At 52.7% G+C, this 17,132-nt stretch carries 18 protein-coding genes; 12 read left to right on the top strand and 6 right to left on the bottom strand.

Annotated features, from left to right (window positions below):
- Positions 1-18: 18 nt before the first annotated feature.
- A complete protein-coding gene (gene metE, locus K1558_RS04770) occupies positions 19-2,319 on the top strand; it encodes a 5-methyltetrahydropteroyltriglutamate--homocysteine S-methyltransferase (protein ID WP_238650252.1) in 2,301 nt (766 codons plus the stop codon).
- Between the two features lie 176 nt (positions 2,320-2,495).
- Here the strand turns inward: metE and K1558_RS04765 are convergent, their stop codons facing one another.
- The gene (locus K1558_RS04765; protein ID WP_238650251.1) at positions 2,496-2,648 is read right to left on the bottom strand and encodes a DUF1540 domain-containing protein; all 153 of its coding nucleotides are present in this window, start codon (positions 2,646-2,648) and stop codon (positions 2,496-2,498) included.
- Positions 2,649-2,976: 328 nt separating this feature from the next.
- Here K1558_RS04765 and K1558_RS04760 point away from each other — a divergent pair, with 328 nt between their 5' ends.
- Positions 2,977-4,113 (top strand): DUF4349 domain-containing protein, encoded by a 1,137-nt coding sequence (locus K1558_RS04760; protein WP_238650250.1) that lies wholly within the window; start codon positions 2,977-2,979, stop codon positions 4,111-4,113.
- 149 nt (positions 4,114-4,262) lie between these two features.
- Here the strand turns inward: K1558_RS04760 and msrA are convergent, their stop codons facing one another.
- Both msrA and K1558_RS04750 read right to left on the bottom strand, forming a co-directional pair.
- On the bottom strand, positions 4,263-5,249 hold the full coding sequence (gene msrA / locus K1558_RS04755) for a peptide-methionine (S)-S-oxide reductase MsrA (RefSeq protein WP_238650249.1): 987 nt from the start codon (positions 5,247-5,249) through the stop codon (positions 4,263-4,265).
- Between the two features lie 89 nt (positions 5,250-5,338).
- On the bottom strand, positions 5,339-5,950 hold the full coding sequence (locus tag K1558_RS04750; RefSeq protein WP_238650248.1) for a TVP38/TMEM64 family protein: 612 nt from the start codon (positions 5,948-5,950) through the stop codon (positions 5,339-5,341).
- A gap of 132 nt (positions 5,951-6,082) precedes the next feature.
- Here K1558_RS04750 and K1558_RS04745 point away from each other — a divergent pair, with 132 nt between their 5' ends.
- From K1558_RS04745 to K1558_RS04735, 3 genes are all read left to right on the top strand, one after another.
- Positions 6,083-6,412: a hypothetical protein gene (locus K1558_RS04745; protein WP_238650247.1), complete on the top strand. Its 330-nt coding sequence runs from the start codon at positions 6,083-6,085 to the stop codon at positions 6,410-6,412.
- A 125-nt stretch (positions 6,413-6,537) separates the two neighbouring features.
- A complete protein-coding gene (locus K1558_RS04740) occupies positions 6,538-6,855 on the top strand; it encodes a winged helix-turn-helix transcriptional regulator (RefSeq protein ID WP_238650246.1) in 318 nt (105 codons plus the stop codon).
- Positions 6,856-7,168: 313 nt separating this feature from the next.
- Entirely contained in the window at positions 7,169-7,891 is a 723-nt protein-coding gene (locus tag K1558_RS04735; protein WP_238650245.1) for a hypothetical protein, read from the top strand.
- A gap of 76 nt (positions 7,892-7,967) precedes the next feature.
- Here K1558_RS04735 and K1558_RS04730 read toward each other — a convergent pair whose 3' ends face one another.
- Both K1558_RS04730 and K1558_RS04725 read right to left on the bottom strand, forming a co-directional pair.
- Complete coding sequence (locus K1558_RS04730) at positions 7,968-8,414, bottom strand: hypothetical protein (RefSeq protein ID WP_238650244.1); 447 nt, start codon at positions 8,412-8,414, stop codon at positions 7,968-7,970.
- Positions 8,401-8,613, bottom strand: coding sequence for a helix-turn-helix transcriptional regulator (locus tag K1558_RS04725; RefSeq protein WP_238650243.1), 213 nt, complete (start codon positions 8,611-8,613; stop codon positions 8,401-8,403). Before K1558_RS04725 ends, K1558_RS04730 begins: the two co-directional genes overlap by 14 nt.
- 195 nt (positions 8,614-8,808) lie before the next feature.
- Here K1558_RS04725 and ric point away from each other — a divergent pair, with 195 nt between their 5' ends.
- From ric to K1558_RS04690, 7 genes are all read left to right on the top strand, one after another.
- Positions 8,809-9,537 carry an iron-sulfur cluster repair di-iron protein gene (gene ric / locus K1558_RS04720; protein ID WP_238650242.1) on the top strand — a complete coding sequence of 243 codons (729 nt, stop codon included), beginning with the start codon at positions 8,809-8,811 and terminating at the stop codon, positions 9,535-9,537.
- Positions 9,538-9,659: 122 nt separating this feature from the next.
- A complete protein-coding gene (locus tag K1558_RS04715) occupies positions 9,660-10,349 on the top strand; it encodes a hypothetical protein (protein ID WP_238650241.1) in 690 nt (229 codons plus the stop codon).
- A gap of 212 nt (positions 10,350-10,561) precedes the next feature.
- Positions 10,562-12,988 (top strand): nitrite reductase large subunit NirB, encoded by a 2,427-nt coding sequence (gene nirB / locus K1558_RS04710; RefSeq protein WP_338019669.1) that lies wholly within the window; start codon positions 10,562-10,564, stop codon positions 12,986-12,988.
- Positions 12,989-13,014: 26 nt separating this feature from the next.
- Complete coding sequence (gene nirD / locus K1558_RS04705; protein ID WP_238650240.1) at positions 13,015-13,359, top strand: nitrite reductase small subunit NirD; 345 nt, start codon at positions 13,015-13,017, stop codon at positions 13,357-13,359.
- Positions 13,360-13,378: 19 nt separating this feature from the next.
- The gene (locus K1558_RS04700; protein WP_238650239.1) at positions 13,379-14,197 is read left to right on the top strand and encodes a formate/nitrite transporter family protein; all 819 of its coding nucleotides are present in this window, start codon (positions 13,379-13,381) and stop codon (positions 14,195-14,197) included.
- A gap of 254 nt (positions 14,198-14,451) precedes the next feature.
- Positions 14,452-15,096, top strand: a complete 645-nt coding sequence (gene tmk, locus K1558_RS04695; protein WP_238650238.1) for a dTMP kinase — start codon at positions 14,452-14,454, stop codon at positions 15,094-15,096.
- 24 nt (positions 15,097-15,120) lie between these two features.
- Positions 15,121-15,741 carry an NAD(P)-dependent oxidoreductase gene (locus tag K1558_RS04690; protein ID WP_238650237.1) on the top strand — a complete coding sequence of 207 codons (621 nt, stop codon included), beginning with the start codon at positions 15,121-15,123 and terminating at the stop codon, positions 15,739-15,741.
- Positions 15,742-16,030: 289 nt separating this feature from the next.
- Here K1558_RS04690 and K1558_RS04685 read toward each other — a convergent pair whose 3' ends face one another.
- On the bottom strand, positions 16,031-16,750 hold the full coding sequence (locus K1558_RS04685; protein WP_274528388.1) for a Crp/Fnr family transcriptional regulator: 720 nt from the start codon (positions 16,748-16,750) through the stop codon (positions 16,031-16,033).
- Between the last annotated feature and the right edge of the window lie 382 nt (positions 16,751-17,132).

Genomic DNA, 17,132 nt, shown 5'->3' with positions numbered 1-17,132 from the left:
ATCAGAGGAGTGGACACGATGAGTACAGGAATCAACACAAGCAGTCTCGGGTATCCGAGAATCGGCAAGAACCGTGAATGGAAAAAATTACTGGAAGCCTACTGGGCCGGCAAAATCGACGAGCAGAGCTTCCGCTCGCAGATGGAGGAGATTCAGCTTCAGCATTTACAGACCCAGCAGCAGGCAGGCATTGACCTGATCCCGGTTGGCGACTTCACCTTCTATGACCATGTGCTGGATACCGCCGTTATGTTCGGCATTGTCCCTGAGCGTTACGGATACAAGGGCGGCGATATACCGCTGGATCTTTACTTCGCCATGGCCCGCGGCAATGCTGAAGCCCCGGCCTGCGAGATGACCAAATGGTTCAACACGAATTACCATTACATCGTTCCTGAGATCGGCCGTCTGACGCCGACGCTGACCGCGAACAAGCCGCTGGCCGCCTACCGGTTCGCCAAGGAGCGGGCAGGGATTGAAGGCAAGCCTGTTATAGTCGGATTATATACCTTCCTTAAGCTGTCCAAGGGATTCCCGGCAGCAGAAATAAACGGAGTTGCCGCCCGCTTCCTCCCGCTCTATGTACAGGTGCTGCAGGAGCTGAAGGCGGAAGGTGTAGCCTGGGTGCAGATCGACGAACCGGCTATTGTCACCGGCCTGACTGCAGAGGACCAGGCGCTGTTGCAGCATATCTATAGTGAGATCAGTGCTGCTGTTCCCGGTCTGAACCTGATGCTGCAGACGTACTTTGAAGCTGCCGAGCCGCTTGAAGCACTGCTGGCACTGCCGGTGCAGGGTCTGGGCCTTGACTTCGTTCATGACGGAGGCAAGAATCTGGAGTCGGTTACCCGCCTTGGCTGGCCGCAGGACAAGACGCTTGGCGCAGGGATTCTCGATGGACGCAATATTTGGCGGGCCGATCTGGATGCCAAGCTGGCACTGGTTGCTGAATTGCAGAAGCATGTACCGCAGGGGCAGCTGATTCTCCAGCCATCCTCCAGCCTGCTGCATGTTCCGGTAACGGTTGAAGGGGAAGTCAAGCTGAAGGCTACCGTGAAGAACGCCCTGGCATTCGCCAATGAAAAGCTGGCGGAGCTGGTGCTGATTGCAGCCGCAGCGAATGAGGGGACAGAGCGGTACGCTGCTGAACTGGCCCGCAGCCGCGAGGTGCTGGCAGAGTTCCGTGCCCTCCCGGAACGCGGACGCGCGGATGTGGCCGAGCAGGTGCAGGCCCTTGCCTTGCTGCCGGATTACCGCAGCCTGCCCTTTGCCGAGCGGGTGAAGGTGCAGCAGGAGAAGTGGCGTCTGCCGCTGCTGCCGACGACGACCATCGGCAGCTTCCCGCAGACGGCAGAGGTGCGCCAGGCCCGGCTGAAATGGCGCAAGGGAGTCTGGAACCAGGAGCGTTATGACGGGTTCATCAAGCGGCAGATTGCCGAGGCGGTTACGATTCAGGAGGAGCTGGGTCTGGATGTCCTGGTGCACGGGGAATTCGAGCGCACGGATATGGTAGAATTCTTCGGGGAGAAGCTGGCCGGGTATCTCTTCACATCAGGCGGCTGGGTGCAGTCTTATGGCTCACGCTGCGTGAAGCCGCCGGTGATTTACGCGGATGTAGCTTTTATCGAACCGATGACGGTCAAGGAAAGTGTATATGCCCAGTCGCTGACGAAGCTGCCGGTGAAGGGGATGCTGACCGGTCCCGTGACGATTCTGAACTGGTCCTTTGTCCGTGACGACCTCAGCCGCGAAGCAGTGGCGGGGCAGATTGCGCTGGCCCTCCGCCATGAAGTATCCGCGCTGGAGGAAGCCGGCATCGAGATGATTCAGGTGGATGAGCCGGCGATCCGCGAAGGCCTGCCGCTCAAGGCAAGGGATCATGCCCATTATCTGAACTGGGCGGTGAAGGCCTTCCGTACGGCTACGAATCATGTCCAGGCCACTACCCAGGTGCACACTCATATGTGCTACAGTGAGTTCAACGACATGATTGATTCGATCTCGGCAATGGATGCGGATGTGATCTCGATTGAGACCTCACGCAGCCATGGGGAGCTGATCGTCAGCTTTGAGGAGCAGGAGTACGACAAAGGAATTGGCCTCGGCGTTTATGATATCCATAGCCCGCGTGTGCCTGTAGTCGAGGAGATGACCTCGGCCATTGAACGGGCGCTGCGCGTACTGGAGGTGCAGCAATTCTGGATCAATCCCGACTGCGGACTGAAGACACGCGGCTGGGAAGAGACAATAGCAGCACTGCGGAATATGGTGAAGGCTGCAGAGCTTGTCAGAGAGAAGAGCGGGGCTGTCCGTAAGTAAGCAGCTATAGGCTGCAAACCGCACCATGAACAACCGCTGTGACCGGGATAAAATAAACCCTGGCCGCAGCGGTTGTTTGTGTATATACAAAACACTTGATAATAATTCTCATTCTTGCTAGAATGAGAAAAGAAAGAAGGAACCGTGGAGGGTCCCTTCATTCAATAAGTGATTTATTATTTTCTTTCGAAGGTTTTGCAGTCTGTTTCTTCAGCTTCTGTAGGCTGCTTGGAGCTGTGGTAAGCAACAAAGATCGACTCGGCGTTGCATTTGTTCTCTTCAGCCCAGTAGGTACAGCTGTTTACTGCACACAATACGTCTTTTGCCATGAGGTTCACCTCCTCTGCCCGTTGATAAGCCTCCGGACAAGGTGGAGCTTGTCCGGCCACGCCTTACCCTTATTCATGATGAATAGGGGTATTTGGTGTGTTTTTTGCGTTAAATCAACCTCATTGTAACAAAAGCAGACCCGTTTCGCAAACCGTTCTATTGCAGCAGCAGAGCGGGGTTGATTATTTTTCCAGATCCCTGCAACCTTCCAGCTTCTGGAACGTCAAAGGGATAAGCGCGGAAGAGACTTGAAGATATAACAGCCTTCCGCAGCGGAAGCCCGGGCCTTCGGGGCGGATACCATAACACATACTTGGAGGAATGAACATGCGCAAATGGGGTCTGCATTACTTGTTGTGTATATTGGTTGCGGCGGTTGTTCTGGCAGGTTGCAGTTCGTCTGATAAAGATTCTGGTTCGGCAGACAGAGCAGTGGAGAATGCCTTCACCTCTGAATCGTCGGTAGAAGGATCGGCGGCCAGCCTTCCTGATGCTAAGGTAGCAGATGAAGACAAAAGCCTCAGTAACAATGCGGCTGCTGCCAATGGTACGCCAGCCCAGCAGGGAGACGGCGCCGATCCGGCAGCAGGAGGTTCCGAGACGGGGCAGACACCGGCCGGGTTCACCGGCACCGATGTTGTGGCGGGACTGAACAAGAAGCTGATCTACAAGGCTAACCTCAGTATGGAGGTTGCGGATTACGGGGCAGCACAGACTGAAGTGCGGAATTTGGTTACTCTTGCAGGCGGATATATTATTGAATTCACCGAGAGCATGTCCGAATACGAGAAGGGCGGAACCTTCGTCATGAAGGTACCTGCGTCGGGCTTCTCACCCTTCCTGAACAAGCTGGAGAAGGTCAAGCATGAGGAGCTGCAGCGGAGTATTCAGGGGCAGGATGTATCAGAGGAATACGTCGATTTGGAGTCACGCCTCAAGGCGAAGCAGCTGATGGAGACCCAGTACATTGATTTCATGAAAAAAGCGACCAAGCCAGCTGACCTCGTGCAGTTCGCCAACCAGCTTGGCGAGATCCAGGAGTCTATTGAACGGATCAAGGGCAGAATGCGCTATATTGACCAGAATGTCTCTTTCTCAACCGTAGAGCTCCGTCTTTACGAGACAGAGGAGAGCCTGGCCGCTACTAAAAGCAAGACGCAGGGACCGCTGGGAGCAAGGGCGTCAGAAGCGCTGCAAGGCAGCTTAAAGGCCTTATCTGTCATGTTCCAGTGGCTGGTGGTTATTCTGGCGGCTGCACTGCCGGTACTCATCATCGCTGCGGTGGTGGCAGTGGTTGTAATCTGGCTGCGCAGAGCGGTCAAACGCCGCCAGCCTGCCCGGCCGGATCAGATTCGCTTGGGCAACCGCCTGCCGGACGTGGATGTACAATATCCGTCCGATCCGCCTCCGCCGCCTGCGGCACCGCCCGTTGTAGCAGATAATCCGGATAAAGATAATAAATAATAGACGGCAAAAAAGCCTCCAGCCCCGGAGTTCAGGGCTGGAGGCTTCTTGATAGATAAGAAATTACATGTTTTGGGGTCCCCGCAAAGTACCTGAGTCACCATCTACGCTAAAGCTTCACTTTGTGGGGTTATTTTGTCGCTGCTGAATTAGACCGTCTGGAAAAGCACGCGGTACTCGCCGTACCCTTCCTTCTCCAGGTCTTCCTTGGGGATAAAGCGCAATGCTGCCGAATTAATGCAGTAACGCAGCCCGTTCGCCCCCGGCCCGTCGTTAAAGACATGGCCGAGATGGGAATCCGCTGAAGTGCTGCGCACCTCCGTACGGACCATCATATGGCTGAGGTCGGTCTTCTCCTTCACGGCAATGTCCCGGATCGGCCGGGTGAAGCTCGGCCAGCCGCAGCCGGAATCGTATTTATCCTGCGAGCTGAAGAGCGGTTCGCCGGATACGATATCCACATAGATTCCATCCCCGTGATGATCCCAGAATTCATTACGGAAAGGGGACTCGGTGGCACTATTCTGCGTCACCTCGTATTGCAGCGGAGTCAGGCGGGCCTTGAGACTCTGCGGGTCCTCCTTGTGGGTCCAGTGGGCTTCAATGAAGGCTTCACGGCCGGAGCCTTTGCGGTAACGCTTGTAATGCCCGGGATTCTTGCGGTGGTAGCCCTGGTGGTATTCCTCGGCAGGGTAGAAGGGCTTGGCCGGAAGAATCGGAGTGACGATCGGCGCGGAGAATCGCCCGCTTGCGGCAAGTGCAGCCTTCGAGGCTTCAGCCTGCTCCCGCTGCTCCTCGGAATGGGTGAAGATGGCCGTTCCGTAAGAGGTGCCGCGGTCATGGAATTGTCCTCCGGCATCCGTCGGGTCGATCTGCTGCCAGAATAACTCCAGCAGCTTGCGGTATGGAAAGATCTCCGGGTTGAAGGTAATCTGCACAGCCTCCACATGTCCCGTGGTCTCGGAGCAGACCTCCTCGTAGGTCGGATTAACGGTATGTCCGCCTGTATACCCGGAGACGACCTCAATAATCCCGGGAAGCTCTTCAAACGGGGATACCATACACCAGAAGCATCCGCCGGCAAAGGTAGCCTTTTCGGTCTTGGTGTTTATAGAATCAGCTTGAAATTCACTCATTGTTATCCCTCCATTTGCGAATATGCAATTAAATAGATCACAATTTAATTATAAATCAAATGAAGTCCTCCCGCCAGTTCACCCGGACTTCACCGTCCGGCAGAGGAGCGCGGACGCAGAGAGAATCCGGCAATGGCCAGCACGGCAGCATACACAAGCACCGCAATCACCGCACTGCGCGGATGCTGGAGCATCTGTCCGCCCAGGAAGGCGTAGAGGGCGATACCGGGGATTTTGCCCAGAGCGGTTGCGCCGAGATAGCTCCAGAAGGGCAGTGCGGCAGCTCCGGCATAGATGTTCACGGCCATCTGCGGAATGACAGGCGCCAGCCGGGCAAGGACGACCGACGCAAAGGGCCGCTGCTGCACAGCGTAGGTGAACTTCCCCAGCACCGCAATAGAGCTAAGATAAGTGATAGATTGCTCACGGAACAGATACTTTACACCGCCGTACACCAATGCTGCCGCGATCGTGGTGGCACTCCAGCACAGGATCGCCCCGCCCAGACTTCCATATGCATAACCGTACAGACCGATAATCAGCTTATATGGGAGTACAGGAAGCAGCGCCAGCACCGTGGCGGCCAGCAGGGAGAGATATAGATTATGATCCTTTTTGAGCCAGCTCAGAATCTCTTCCCTGTAGACCCATGCGAGTATGATACACAAGATATACACAATTACTGTCAGCCATTTTCTCATATACTATGCCCCTTCTTCACACTATCCATTTCATGATACTCAAAAAAAGGGGATTATTGAAGCAAAGATCATTGTCCCCGCAGCTTGTCGCGGTATAATACATCTTATAGGATCAGCAGAGAGGAGAACAGCATGGAGGATTACGATTACAGCAAGTCTATGGAAGAGAGGATTATTGAGAGCTATAAGCGGGATGAGGAGATGATGATCCTGGTCTTTGCCCAGTGGTGTGTGAACAACAAGCTTGACCCGCACGCCCTGTATCTCCAGGCTTACCCGCAGCAGGAGGGGAATCAGGCACTTGGCCGGGCGCTGGCGCTGACCGTATCCGAGGAAGAGGCCGGGTTCATCTCGGATGATACGGTGCTGGGCGTACTCTCCTTATACGGCAACGATGATCTCGCCTATGTGGTGACTGAGGCGATTCAGCGGCGCGGGCAGGCGGAAGGAACCAAGGATTGACAGCGTGGATATAATAGTTAGGGGACATGAACTTTTTTATGGTAAACGATGTTCAATCCGGATTAAATGTGGTAAAATTATATATACTAACTTATCGTAAGCTTCAAGAGTGAGAGGTGAGAATAATGGAAGAACATCAACTGACGATGTGCCCGCGGTTTGAAACAGCGTTTTCGTTTCTGGGCAAGCGTTGGAACGGACTGATTATTCAGACATTGATGAGCGGCCCGAAGCGGTTCAAGGATATTTCCGGGCTGATTCCGTCAATGAGCGATAAGATGCTGTCCGAGCGGATGAAGGATCTGGAATGCGAAGGTATTCTGGTCCGTCACGTCTACCCGGAGACGCCGGTCCGTATCGAGTATGAATTAACGGTTAAGGGCCGCGCCCTGGAGCCGGTGATGCAGCAGATTCAATCCTGGGCCGAGAACTGGGTAGAGTAATTCCGTTCATATTTCAGATGAGCACCCCTTGCCGATTGCGGTGAGGGGTGCTTCATTATGGGCAGCTGCCAGGTATATTTGGCATTGTAATCCGTCCATAATAACACCACACGAACCAATTTTATGGCGTGCTCAGACAAATAAATCTTGCACTTCGGCCAAACCTGTGTAATATAATAGAACAAACTAATATTGCGGATGAGTGGAAGCGTTAACAAAAGTAGGAAAAGCCCAAAGGTATGCTTCGTATGCAAGTTTTGTCGCAGTGAGTTCAGGCTGGAGCACTAACAAAACTTTTTGGGAGGCGAAGATCATGACCATCACCCTGTTTTCCCGGGAAATAACCTATGGAAAGAAGGATGTCGCCGAGCTGGAGACCGCATCGATCAGAGTACAGCTGATGTATGACAAGGTGCTGTTCATGCTTCATAGCCATCTGCCCGCTTCGCTCTGGGATGCGTGGATTGGTGTCCCGTACGAGATTATCTCTTCGTTATACAAGGGGGATAATGACAGCGGCAGCGTGTTTCAGAAATGGATTCAGAGCCCGTCCGGCTGGAAGTGCATCGGCTGCGAACGGCATTGCCTGGAGCCGGTTACGGTGGAAGGAGATGCCCCTATAGGCCCGCAGCGCCGGTTCACCTTTCATAACGGCATCAGCCAGAGCATGGTTCTGCAGGCGGTAATCTGGTCCATGTATGAGAATACGCTGTTGTTCGAGCCTTATCTGGGAGACGAGGCGTTCTTGAGCGGGGAGGATCTGGAGCTGATTGCTGCCTATTTCGTGCCTACCTATTTGACCCCGGTTCCGCTGCAGGAAATGAACAAGCCGTCCAAAGAATATAAAGACAAGAAGATCAGAGTCTATCAGGAATGGATCTCGGCCCCTGATCTGGTGCTGCAGTGGAACGGGGGACTGACCGAAGGGCGGTGGATGACGGGGGTATATGTGGATCATTCGCGGTTTGCCGGACTGGGCCCTTATCTGAAGGATGCACAGGGCAAGCGGACTTATATGCAGGCGACGGTCCGGTAGACCCGGGAAATGCAGCTTCCATCCCAAAGTGCTGCTGCCTTAAGAGTGAATCCCTGCAGCAGCACTCCTCTCTGCCTTATTCCGCCCGGTTGTTTCTCCGTCTGATTAAATACACTGTGCTCAAGATAATCAGCCCTGCCGCCAAGGCGATGATCAGAATAACCGGCCCGTTGGCTCTGCCGTCAGAGGCTTCCTGAACGGACGGGTTCACGAATGTCACAATAATGATACAGGCAGCGACCAATATTGCCAGCGCAGCACCAGCAACACTTCTTCCGTACCCTCCGCTCTGTCCTCCGCCCGGCCCTACATACGCACCGCTCCAGATCAGCCGTACCAGATAGGAACCTACGCCCAGCATGAAGATCATGTAATTGCTGAGCGGGTACTCCAGCCACACAATACCGTAATTCTCCAGACCCATGTCAGCCAAGAGCAAGAAGGCCATAAACAGAAAAGCCTGATTCCCTGCCTTGTGCCGCTGTTGTAATTGTCTCTCATCCAGATTACTATTGCCCACCATTCGTTCCCTCCCAAAAAAGTTCATCAAGTGTCTTCCCAAGCGTTACGCAAATGTCAATACATAACCGGATGGTGGGGTTGTAGTCACCATTCTCAATAGCAATAATCGTCTGTCTGGTGACTCCCACAGCATCGGCCAGCTGCTTCTGCGACATGTCTTTTGCCGCTCTGGAGGCCTTGAGCCTCAGATTCTTTCCCATTCTCTCACCTCATCTGTATTGTAAAATATATATAACAAAATGTCTAGTATATTTAACATTGGGGACAGATAATGCTTGTTCATTAAAATTTGTTATATTTCGTGCGTACAATCACAAGTTCGGATAATCTCCGGTGTTAAGGTGTAGAAGTGATAAGCACAGTAACCTATAACCTTAACATGAGGAGGGGCCAACATGGCGTCCAATCAATTCAACGATACAACTGCAGTTCATCCAGGATTCACCCCGGAAGCAATGGTAAGAGATATTGTCCTTCAGTTCCCCAAGGCAGCCGATTATTTCAAGGCACAGCGAATCGATTTCTGCTGCGGAGGTGCGAAGCCGCTGGCTGAAGCCGCCGCCGAGAAGGGGCTGGATGCAGTGGCGGTGGTACAGGAGCTGAATCAGCTTCAGCAGCAGCACCCGGTGCTGGAAGAGGATACTGCGTGGAACGATGCTTCTTCTGAGGAACTGGTGGAATATATCGTGAACAAGCATCACCACTATCTGCGTCAGGAGCTTCCGCTGATCAGCCAGAATGTAACCAAGGTGTTCCGTGTCCATGGAGAGGATTCCCCGCACCTGGGTGAAATGCACCGTCTGTTCAACACCCTGCGTGAGGAGCTGCTGCAGCATACGGCGAAGGAAGAGGAGAGCGAGTTCCCTAAGATGCTGGCTTACTCCCGGAATCCGAGCGAAGAGGGGCTTGCCGAGCTGCGCGGGCTGCTGCAAGGCCTGGAGGCAGAGCATGACGGGGCAGGGGAAATCCTGCGTGAGCTGCGCCGGGTGACCAATGACTACACGCCGCCGGCTCACGCCTGCACAACCTACCGCCTGACCTATGCCCGGCTTGAAGAACTGGAAGCGATGACCTTCGAGCATGTGCATCTGGAGAACAATATCCTGTTCCTGCGGTATCAATAAAATGGTTGCTGAGATAAGTCCCTCCGGGGACTTTTTTTCCACACAAAGGAATTGAGAACACGCCTTCAATGCGGTATCCTTAAAGAGTATGGGAGAATACATATTGAAGGCGGTGCCATGCAATGTCCGCGAGGTGGATGCGCCTGTTGCTGTGCCTGTTCCTCCTAGTTCCGGCGGGCGGCTGCAGCCTGGGAGCAGGGAATGCCGGCAGCAGTAACGGGGGCAATGGAATAGCGTTGTCGGTTCTGGTGGGTGAACGTGAGATGGCGGGAAGCTCGGCCAGACTGCTGAATGAGGCCTATGTTGACGGTATAACGGTCATCGAACTGTTTAAGAAGAGCGGCGTTGCGGAATTTTCAGCAGATGGCAGGCTGACTGAGGTGAATAAGATCTTGCTTAGCCCCGGGATGGCCTGGAATATCGAAGTGAACGGCAAGAAGCCCCAATCCTTGGACAGTGCGCTCGATCCGGGGGCGTCCATTATGATCTCCGTGGATCCGGGTAACGGCGGGACAGCGCTTCAGCCTGTCATCATCATGGTGAACGGGGGGAGCGAGCAGCCGGAGCTGACTCATTGTCATGTGCTGCCTTTTACCGAGGATCTCTCCGTCAAATTGCTGATGAAGAACAGCGGGATGGTTCAGCTTGCCGAAGATAACCGGACACTGCTGAATGTGATGGAGTATACTCCGCTCAGTAATGAGGAATGGAGACTGAAGGTCAATGACAAGGCTCTGCTGGGGAATGGCGTGGATATGAAGCTAAAGCCGCTGGACATGCTGGAGATTGCCTTAGTGCTGAGAAATTCTTGATTTATAGGGAAGTATAGAGCTTTAGATGGTTGAGGAGAGGCGGATTTCTGTGCGTATAGCATGGGGATCCGTCTTTTTAATAGCCAATTTTATTGTGAAAAAATTCACATCCTGTGTGACTGTGGTCACACTTGCCCGGGAATTAGGAACAGTATAATTTTCCTATCAAGCAAGGGAATGAAGAAATCATAGTCTCTAAGGAGGGTCTACCAGTGGCAGCAGAAAGACAGAAGTTAGTGCTGATTGGCAATGGCATGGCGGGAGTAGGCACTATTGAGCAGATACTTAAGCTGGGCGGCGCTTATGATATTACGATCATCGGCAGCGAGCCTCACCCCAATTATAACCGGATCATGTTATCCTATGTCCTTGAAGGCAGCAAGACTATTGAAGATATTATCCTGAATGACCGTCAGTGGTATGAAGATAATCAGATTACATTGCATACCGGAATGACTGCTGTGCGGCTGGATGAGAATGTGAAACAGGTGATTACAGATACGGGCCTTGCCGTTCCTTATGACAAAGCCATTATCGCTACAGGCTCGAATTCTTTCATTCTGCCTGTACCGGGCAGCACTAAGGAAGGCGTTGTCGGCTTCCGTGATATTGCAGACTGTGATGCCATGCTGGCGGCGGCGAAGCAATACCGGACGGCAGCGGTCATCGGCGGCGGACTGCTCGGTCTCGAAGCGGCGAAAGGGCTTGTCAATCTGGGTATGGATGTTACCGTTGTGCATCTGCTGGAGGATCTGATGGAGCGGCAGCTGGATCATACGGCCTCATCCATGCTGCAGGCTGAGCTTAAGCGCCAGGGCGTGAAGTTTGCTATGGGCAAGCAGACGGTTGAACTGACCGGTGATGAGCGGGTGAGCGGACTGCGCTTCAGTGACGGCAGTGAGCTGCCGGCTGAATTCGTGGTCATGGCCGTAGGGATCAAGCCTAATGTTCAGCTTGCCAAGGACAGCGGTATTACCGTGAACCGCGGGATTGTCGTAGATGATTATCTGCAGACCTCCATTGCGGATGTATACTCTGTCGGCGAATGTACAGAGCACAGAGGCATCTGTTACGGGCTTGTCGCCCCGCTGTTCGAGCAGGGGATGGTGCTGGCCAAGCACTTGTCGGGTGTACAGACAGCCGGATATGAAGGCTCGGTTGTCGCTACCAAACTCAAAATTTCCGGCGTAGATGTATTCTCTGCGGGAGAGTTCACTGAAACGGCGGAGCATACGGTCATTGCGGCGAAGGATGAATGGAAGCGGACCTACAAGAAGATTCTGCTGAAGGACAATCGGATTGTCGGCGCAGTTCTGTTCGGTGATGTGACGGAATCAGCCAGTCTGCAGAAGCTTGTGAAAAATGGCACGGAGATGACCGACGAGATCTACGCTGAGGTGATGGGCACAGGCTGCTGCGGCGGAGGTGAAGCTAAGAAAGGACTATCCGTTGAAGCCATGGCCGATGAAGAAATTGTCTGCGGCTGTAACGGGGTGACTAAAAAAGCGATTGTAGATGCCGTTACCGAGAATGGCTTCACGACAGTTGATGAAATTAAAGCCTGCACGGGTGCAACCCGCTCCTGCGGCGGATGTAAGCCAGTTGTTGAGCAGATTCTGCAGTTCGTTCTGGGTGACAGCTTCCAGCAGAGCGCCAAGCAGGGAATCTGCACCTGTACCTCGCTGAGCCGGGATGAGATCGTGGCCGAGATTACGGCGAAAGGCCTCCGCACCACGAAGGAAGTCATGCACGTGCTGGACTGGAAGCAACCGGAGGGCTGCTCGAAATGCCGCCCTGCCGTCAACTATTACCTGGGCATGATCTATCCGGACACCCATGAGGATGAGAAGGAATCGCGGTTCGTCAATGAACGGATGAGCGCTAATATCCAGAAGGACGGAACCTATACGGTCATTCCGCGGATGTACGGAGGGGTCACCACTCCAGAGGACTTGAAGCGGATTGCGGATGTATCTCTGAAATATGATGTGAAGGTCGTGAAGGTGACCGGCGGACAACGACTGGACCTGATCGGGGTCAAAAAAGAGGATGTACCGAAGGTGTGGGAGGAGCTGGATATGCCGTCCGGCTACGGCTACGCGAAATCTCTGCGCACAGTCAAGACTTGTGTAGGCTCGCAGTTCTGCCGCTTCGGCACACAGGATTCCATGGGCATGGGCGCAATGCTGGAACGCAAGTACGAACGGCTGGATATGCCGGCCAAGTTCAAAATGGCTGTGAACGGCTGCCCGCGCAATTGTGCAGAATCCTGCACGAAGGACATCGGCATCGTGGGCAATGACGGCGGCTGGGAAGTATTCATCGGCGGTAACGGCGGGATCAAGCCGCGTATCGCAGATGCCTTCTGTAAGGTCAAAACCGATGAAGAGCTGGTTGAGGTCTGCTCCGCTGTAATTCAGTATTACCGTGAGACCGGGAATTACCTGGAAAGAACCTCAGAGTGGGTAGAGCGGATGGGTCTGGAGCAGATCAAGACGGTAATTCTGGGCAGTGATGACAACCGTAAGGAGCTGGCCGCACGGATTGATTTTGCCCTGGCCCAGGTTAGTGATCCATGGAAGAGAATGCTGAATGACCAAGGCACACGCACCGCATTGTTTGAACAGACGCAGGTATAAGTCTAAAGGGAGAGGGAGAGAGCATCATGGAACTGGGTAACCGCGAATATACCGTAGGAGCAGTAGAACATTTCCTGCCGCAGATCGGCCGGGTAGTGACTGCAGGAGAGGTGGAATTAGCCATATTCCGCACATCGGACGGTGAGGTCTATGCCGTCCGCAATCACAGTCCCCATCCGAAGGGCGGTCCGCTCGCCGAGGGAATCGTCTCCGGCTTTTACTTATATGATCCGCTGTATGACTGGAAGATCGATCTGCGTACCGGTGAGGTTCAGGCACCGGACCGGGGCCAGGCTGAGGTCTATCCGGCCACAGTAGAGGATGGAGTGGTTAAAGTCACTCTGCCGACAACAACAGCAACCCTAAATTAAAGGAAGAGCAGGTGCGGATATGTTTACGCAGAGCGTAGAGAATATCGTTGAGACAGCTGTAGGCAAAAGAGACAAAATGAATGAGAGCCTGCCCAAGTATTTTCTGGCGGCCCTCCTGGCAGGAGCTTATGTAGGTATTGGTATTATTCTGATCTTCTCGCTGGGGGCGCCGCTGGCTGCCATTAAGTCTCCGTTTCAGCCGCTGATTATGGGCGCATCCTTCGGAATTGCCTTGACCCTGGTGGTGTTCGCCGGCTCGGAGCTGTTCACTGGCAATAACATGTTCTTCACTGTAAGCACACTGGCCGGCAGAACCACCGTCCGGGATACGGTGAAGAACTGGGTTCTCGTCTTCCTCGGCAATGTAGCCGGCGCTGTGGTGCTGGCGCTGCTGATTCAGGGCTCGGGTCTCTTCAAGGCAGCGCCTGCCGAGCATCTGATCTTCGCGGCCGCCGCCAAGAAGATGAGCCTGCCGTTCTCGGAGCTGTTCTTCCGCGGCATCCTCTGTAACTGGCTGGTCTGCCTGGCGCTATGGATGTCCTCCCGGGCCAAGAGCGAAACCGCCAAGCTGGTGCTGATCTGGTGGTGCCTGTTCGCCTTCATCGCCAGCGGCTATGAACACAGCGTTGCGAACATGACACTGCTCAGCGTAGCGGTGCTGCTGCCGAATCATCCAGAGACCGTCAGCCTCGCCGGCTGGTTCCACAACATGATTCCGGTCACGCTCGGCAACATCATCGGCGGCGGTGTCTTCGTCGGGATGGCGTACTGGTTGATCTCGCCTGTACGGACTCCGCGTAACATATCAGCTCCTCCTCAGACGAAGAAGGCAAGCTAAATAAGAATGGCCCCGCAGCGGATAGATGGCTGCGGGGCTTTTTTCGTGGAGGAAATGTATGCGGAAAACCGGATACATTTTTCATCCATTAGGATGATTTTTTCTGTGCCTATAGAGAAGATTTCTTGTGGGGAAGCCATCATACCAACAGGCTGTATATTAAAGCAGCAAGCTCATGTTTTACTATTCACTGTATTGAATTTAATGGTATATTTATACGTATTTAGCCAAACAGTTCAAAGGAGGGGGAGTCCATGCTTCCAGCGCTCAATCCAATTTCTGCGGAAGAATATGAGGGCAGATTATTTACATTTGATGGCGTAGATGGATCAGGCAAGACGACAATGATTGAAATGCTTGCAGAAAAGCTCCGCAAGGAAGGCAAACAGGTTCTATTGACCATGCAGCCAACACCGGAAATGCGCCAGCTTCATATTTTTAAAACCTATATTTATGAGCCCGAAAAACGTCATCTTGTAGATTACAACGCCTTGCAGATGTATATGCTCGCAGACCGGATGCAGCATTACAAAGAAATTATCGAACCAGCTTTACGGAAGGGGATCTACGTGATCAGTGATCGTTACATTTATACGATGCTTGCCACAATGATAGCCCGCGGGCATTCCCCGGAGCCATGGCTTATTGAGCTGTTACCAACTATCCGCCGGCCGCATGCTGCATTTCTTATGGATGTCGATTTGGAAACAAGCATTGAACGAATACAACAACGCACAAGCTTTGAAGATTCCTTTGTGGAGCGGGAACATCTGATGAACAGTTTGAACAGTTACCGAACTGTGGGTGAACATTTTGGAATGCATATCATTTCATCTTCCGTTCTGGGCATTGACGCTGCATTTACCGAAATCGCATCAATTGCTGAAAGGAATGAATGACACATTCCGGGAGGTTATTTTCATATGAATATATTGATTCTTGGTGCCACCGGCCGGGTGGGGAGCCACTTGGTTACTCATGCTCTTCAGGATGGTCATCATGTGACAGTGTTAGTCCGCACGCCGGAGAAGGTTCAGCCTCTTCATGACAACCTGACGATCATCGAAGGTAATGTTCTTAGTCAAGATGATGTGGCCCGGGCAGTGCAGGGAAATGATGTAGTGATTAGTGCATTGAACACGGATGGGACAACCACCCTATCTGACAGTATGCCTTTTATCATCGGAGCCATGTATAAGGAAGGGATAGAACGCATTATAACCGTAGGAACTGCGGGCATTCTCCAGAGCGAGCTTGCGCCAGAGCTCCTGCGTTACCAATCCAGCGAATCTAAACGCAGATCTACCCGTGCGGCAGAAGAACATGAACGAGCCTACAGCTTGCTGGAGCGATCGGCTCTGAAATGGACTATTGTGTGCCCAACCGCTCTGGTGAGCGGAGAACGCTTAGGTACTTATCGTGTAAGACAAGATATTTTGCCTGCAGGTGGTACTGAAATTTCTGTAGCGGATACAGCGGAATTCACTTATAGTCAAATTGCTGCTGGCGATTTTATAAATACTCGTGTGGGTATAGCTTACTGATAAGGAGAGGAATGGGTGGACAGCGCTAAAATTACTCTCGATTCAGCTTCTCCGTTAGCCGTATATGCTGCTAGTACTGCACCCGTTACCGGTGGTTGTGCAGTTACTCTCGTCCAGCGCCTCCAGCATCCGCATGACTGCTGTGGGAATAAGACGCTGGCTTGTTAGAGGTGAATTCATCGCCAGACATGAAAAAAAGACGCCCGGCAAGGCGCCTTGACCACTCTATTAAATTTGTGGGGTCAGGTATGTTTCAATGAGGTGAATAGAGGGTATTATAGATAGGAATTTAAATCCGGCAAATCTCATTCGGACATAGTTCACAATGGCAGATTTCCTGCAGCATCGGCAGATCCTTGATGACAATCATGCCGTTCTCATACTCGACAGCATCCTTCTTGCGCAGATCGCTCAGCATCCGGTTGACACTCTCACGGGTAGCGCCAATCATGTTGGACAGGTCGGTGTGCGTAATCTTTTTGTTGATGAGAATGCTGTCGCCGGTCTTCTCGCCATACGTGTTGCCGAGACGGATCAGCGTGGAGCAGAGTGCGCCCGGTTTGCCGTACATCATCAGATCGCGGAATTTCGTCTGGGTGAGACGGTGATGAATTCCCATCCACTTCATGAAGTCGATGGCGAAGTCGCAGTGCTGGCAGATGAGAATCTCCAGATCCTTCTGCTCGATCACGCCAACTTCACTCTCTTCAATAACTTCGGCGGTGAAGCTGTGCTTCGAGCTGAAGAACGGGTCAGCCTGACCTACCATGTCGCCGGCCTGATACATATAGAGAATCAGTTCCTTGCCTTCATCTGTAGATTTGGTTAATTTCACACGTCCACGCTTGATATAAAACAGTTTATCCGAGAAATCGCCTTCCCAGAACAGGTGTGATCCTTCAGGGACGACACGTTCCTTCATGGTGACCAGCAGGCGGTTAAAATTCTGCTCGGAGAAACAGTTTGTATTGCCGCGGGCTTCGATAACATTATAATGTTCCTTTATCATAATCGATATCCCCTTTATTCCCTCAGTTTTTCAGTAAATTTTAAATTAATTATACCTTGAAATTCCTCTTTATGGGTAAGTATTTTCCCCTAAAAGTGTCGAATTTTTAACATTGTGATAATTTTCACTTCATTTCTGTGAGAAAGGTTATGTTTTTGGGCCCATGATAGGCTTCATTACATGATTCACAGGATATTATATCAGTTGTCACCTGATCTGGATAGATGCAGAGGGGGGCGGCTTTTTTGGCGTTTGCCGTCCGCATTCCGTATGATCCGTACAAATGCACATAACTCGCTTACAGGCGGACCTTGGTCCGGGAAGGGCTTAGCGATACTCTGGAACTATAGTGTCTGTTGTTACCGCTGATGGCGGCGGTGCG

Source organism: Paenibacillus piscarius, assembly GCF_022234545.1.
Taxonomy (GTDB): Bacteria; Bacillota; Bacilli; order Paenibacillales; family Paenibacillaceae; genus Paenibacillus_AQ; species Paenibacillus_AQ piscarius.
The sequence above is the reverse complement of the archived record's forward strand: the minus strand, read 5'-3'. Positions and strand labels throughout refer to the sequence as shown.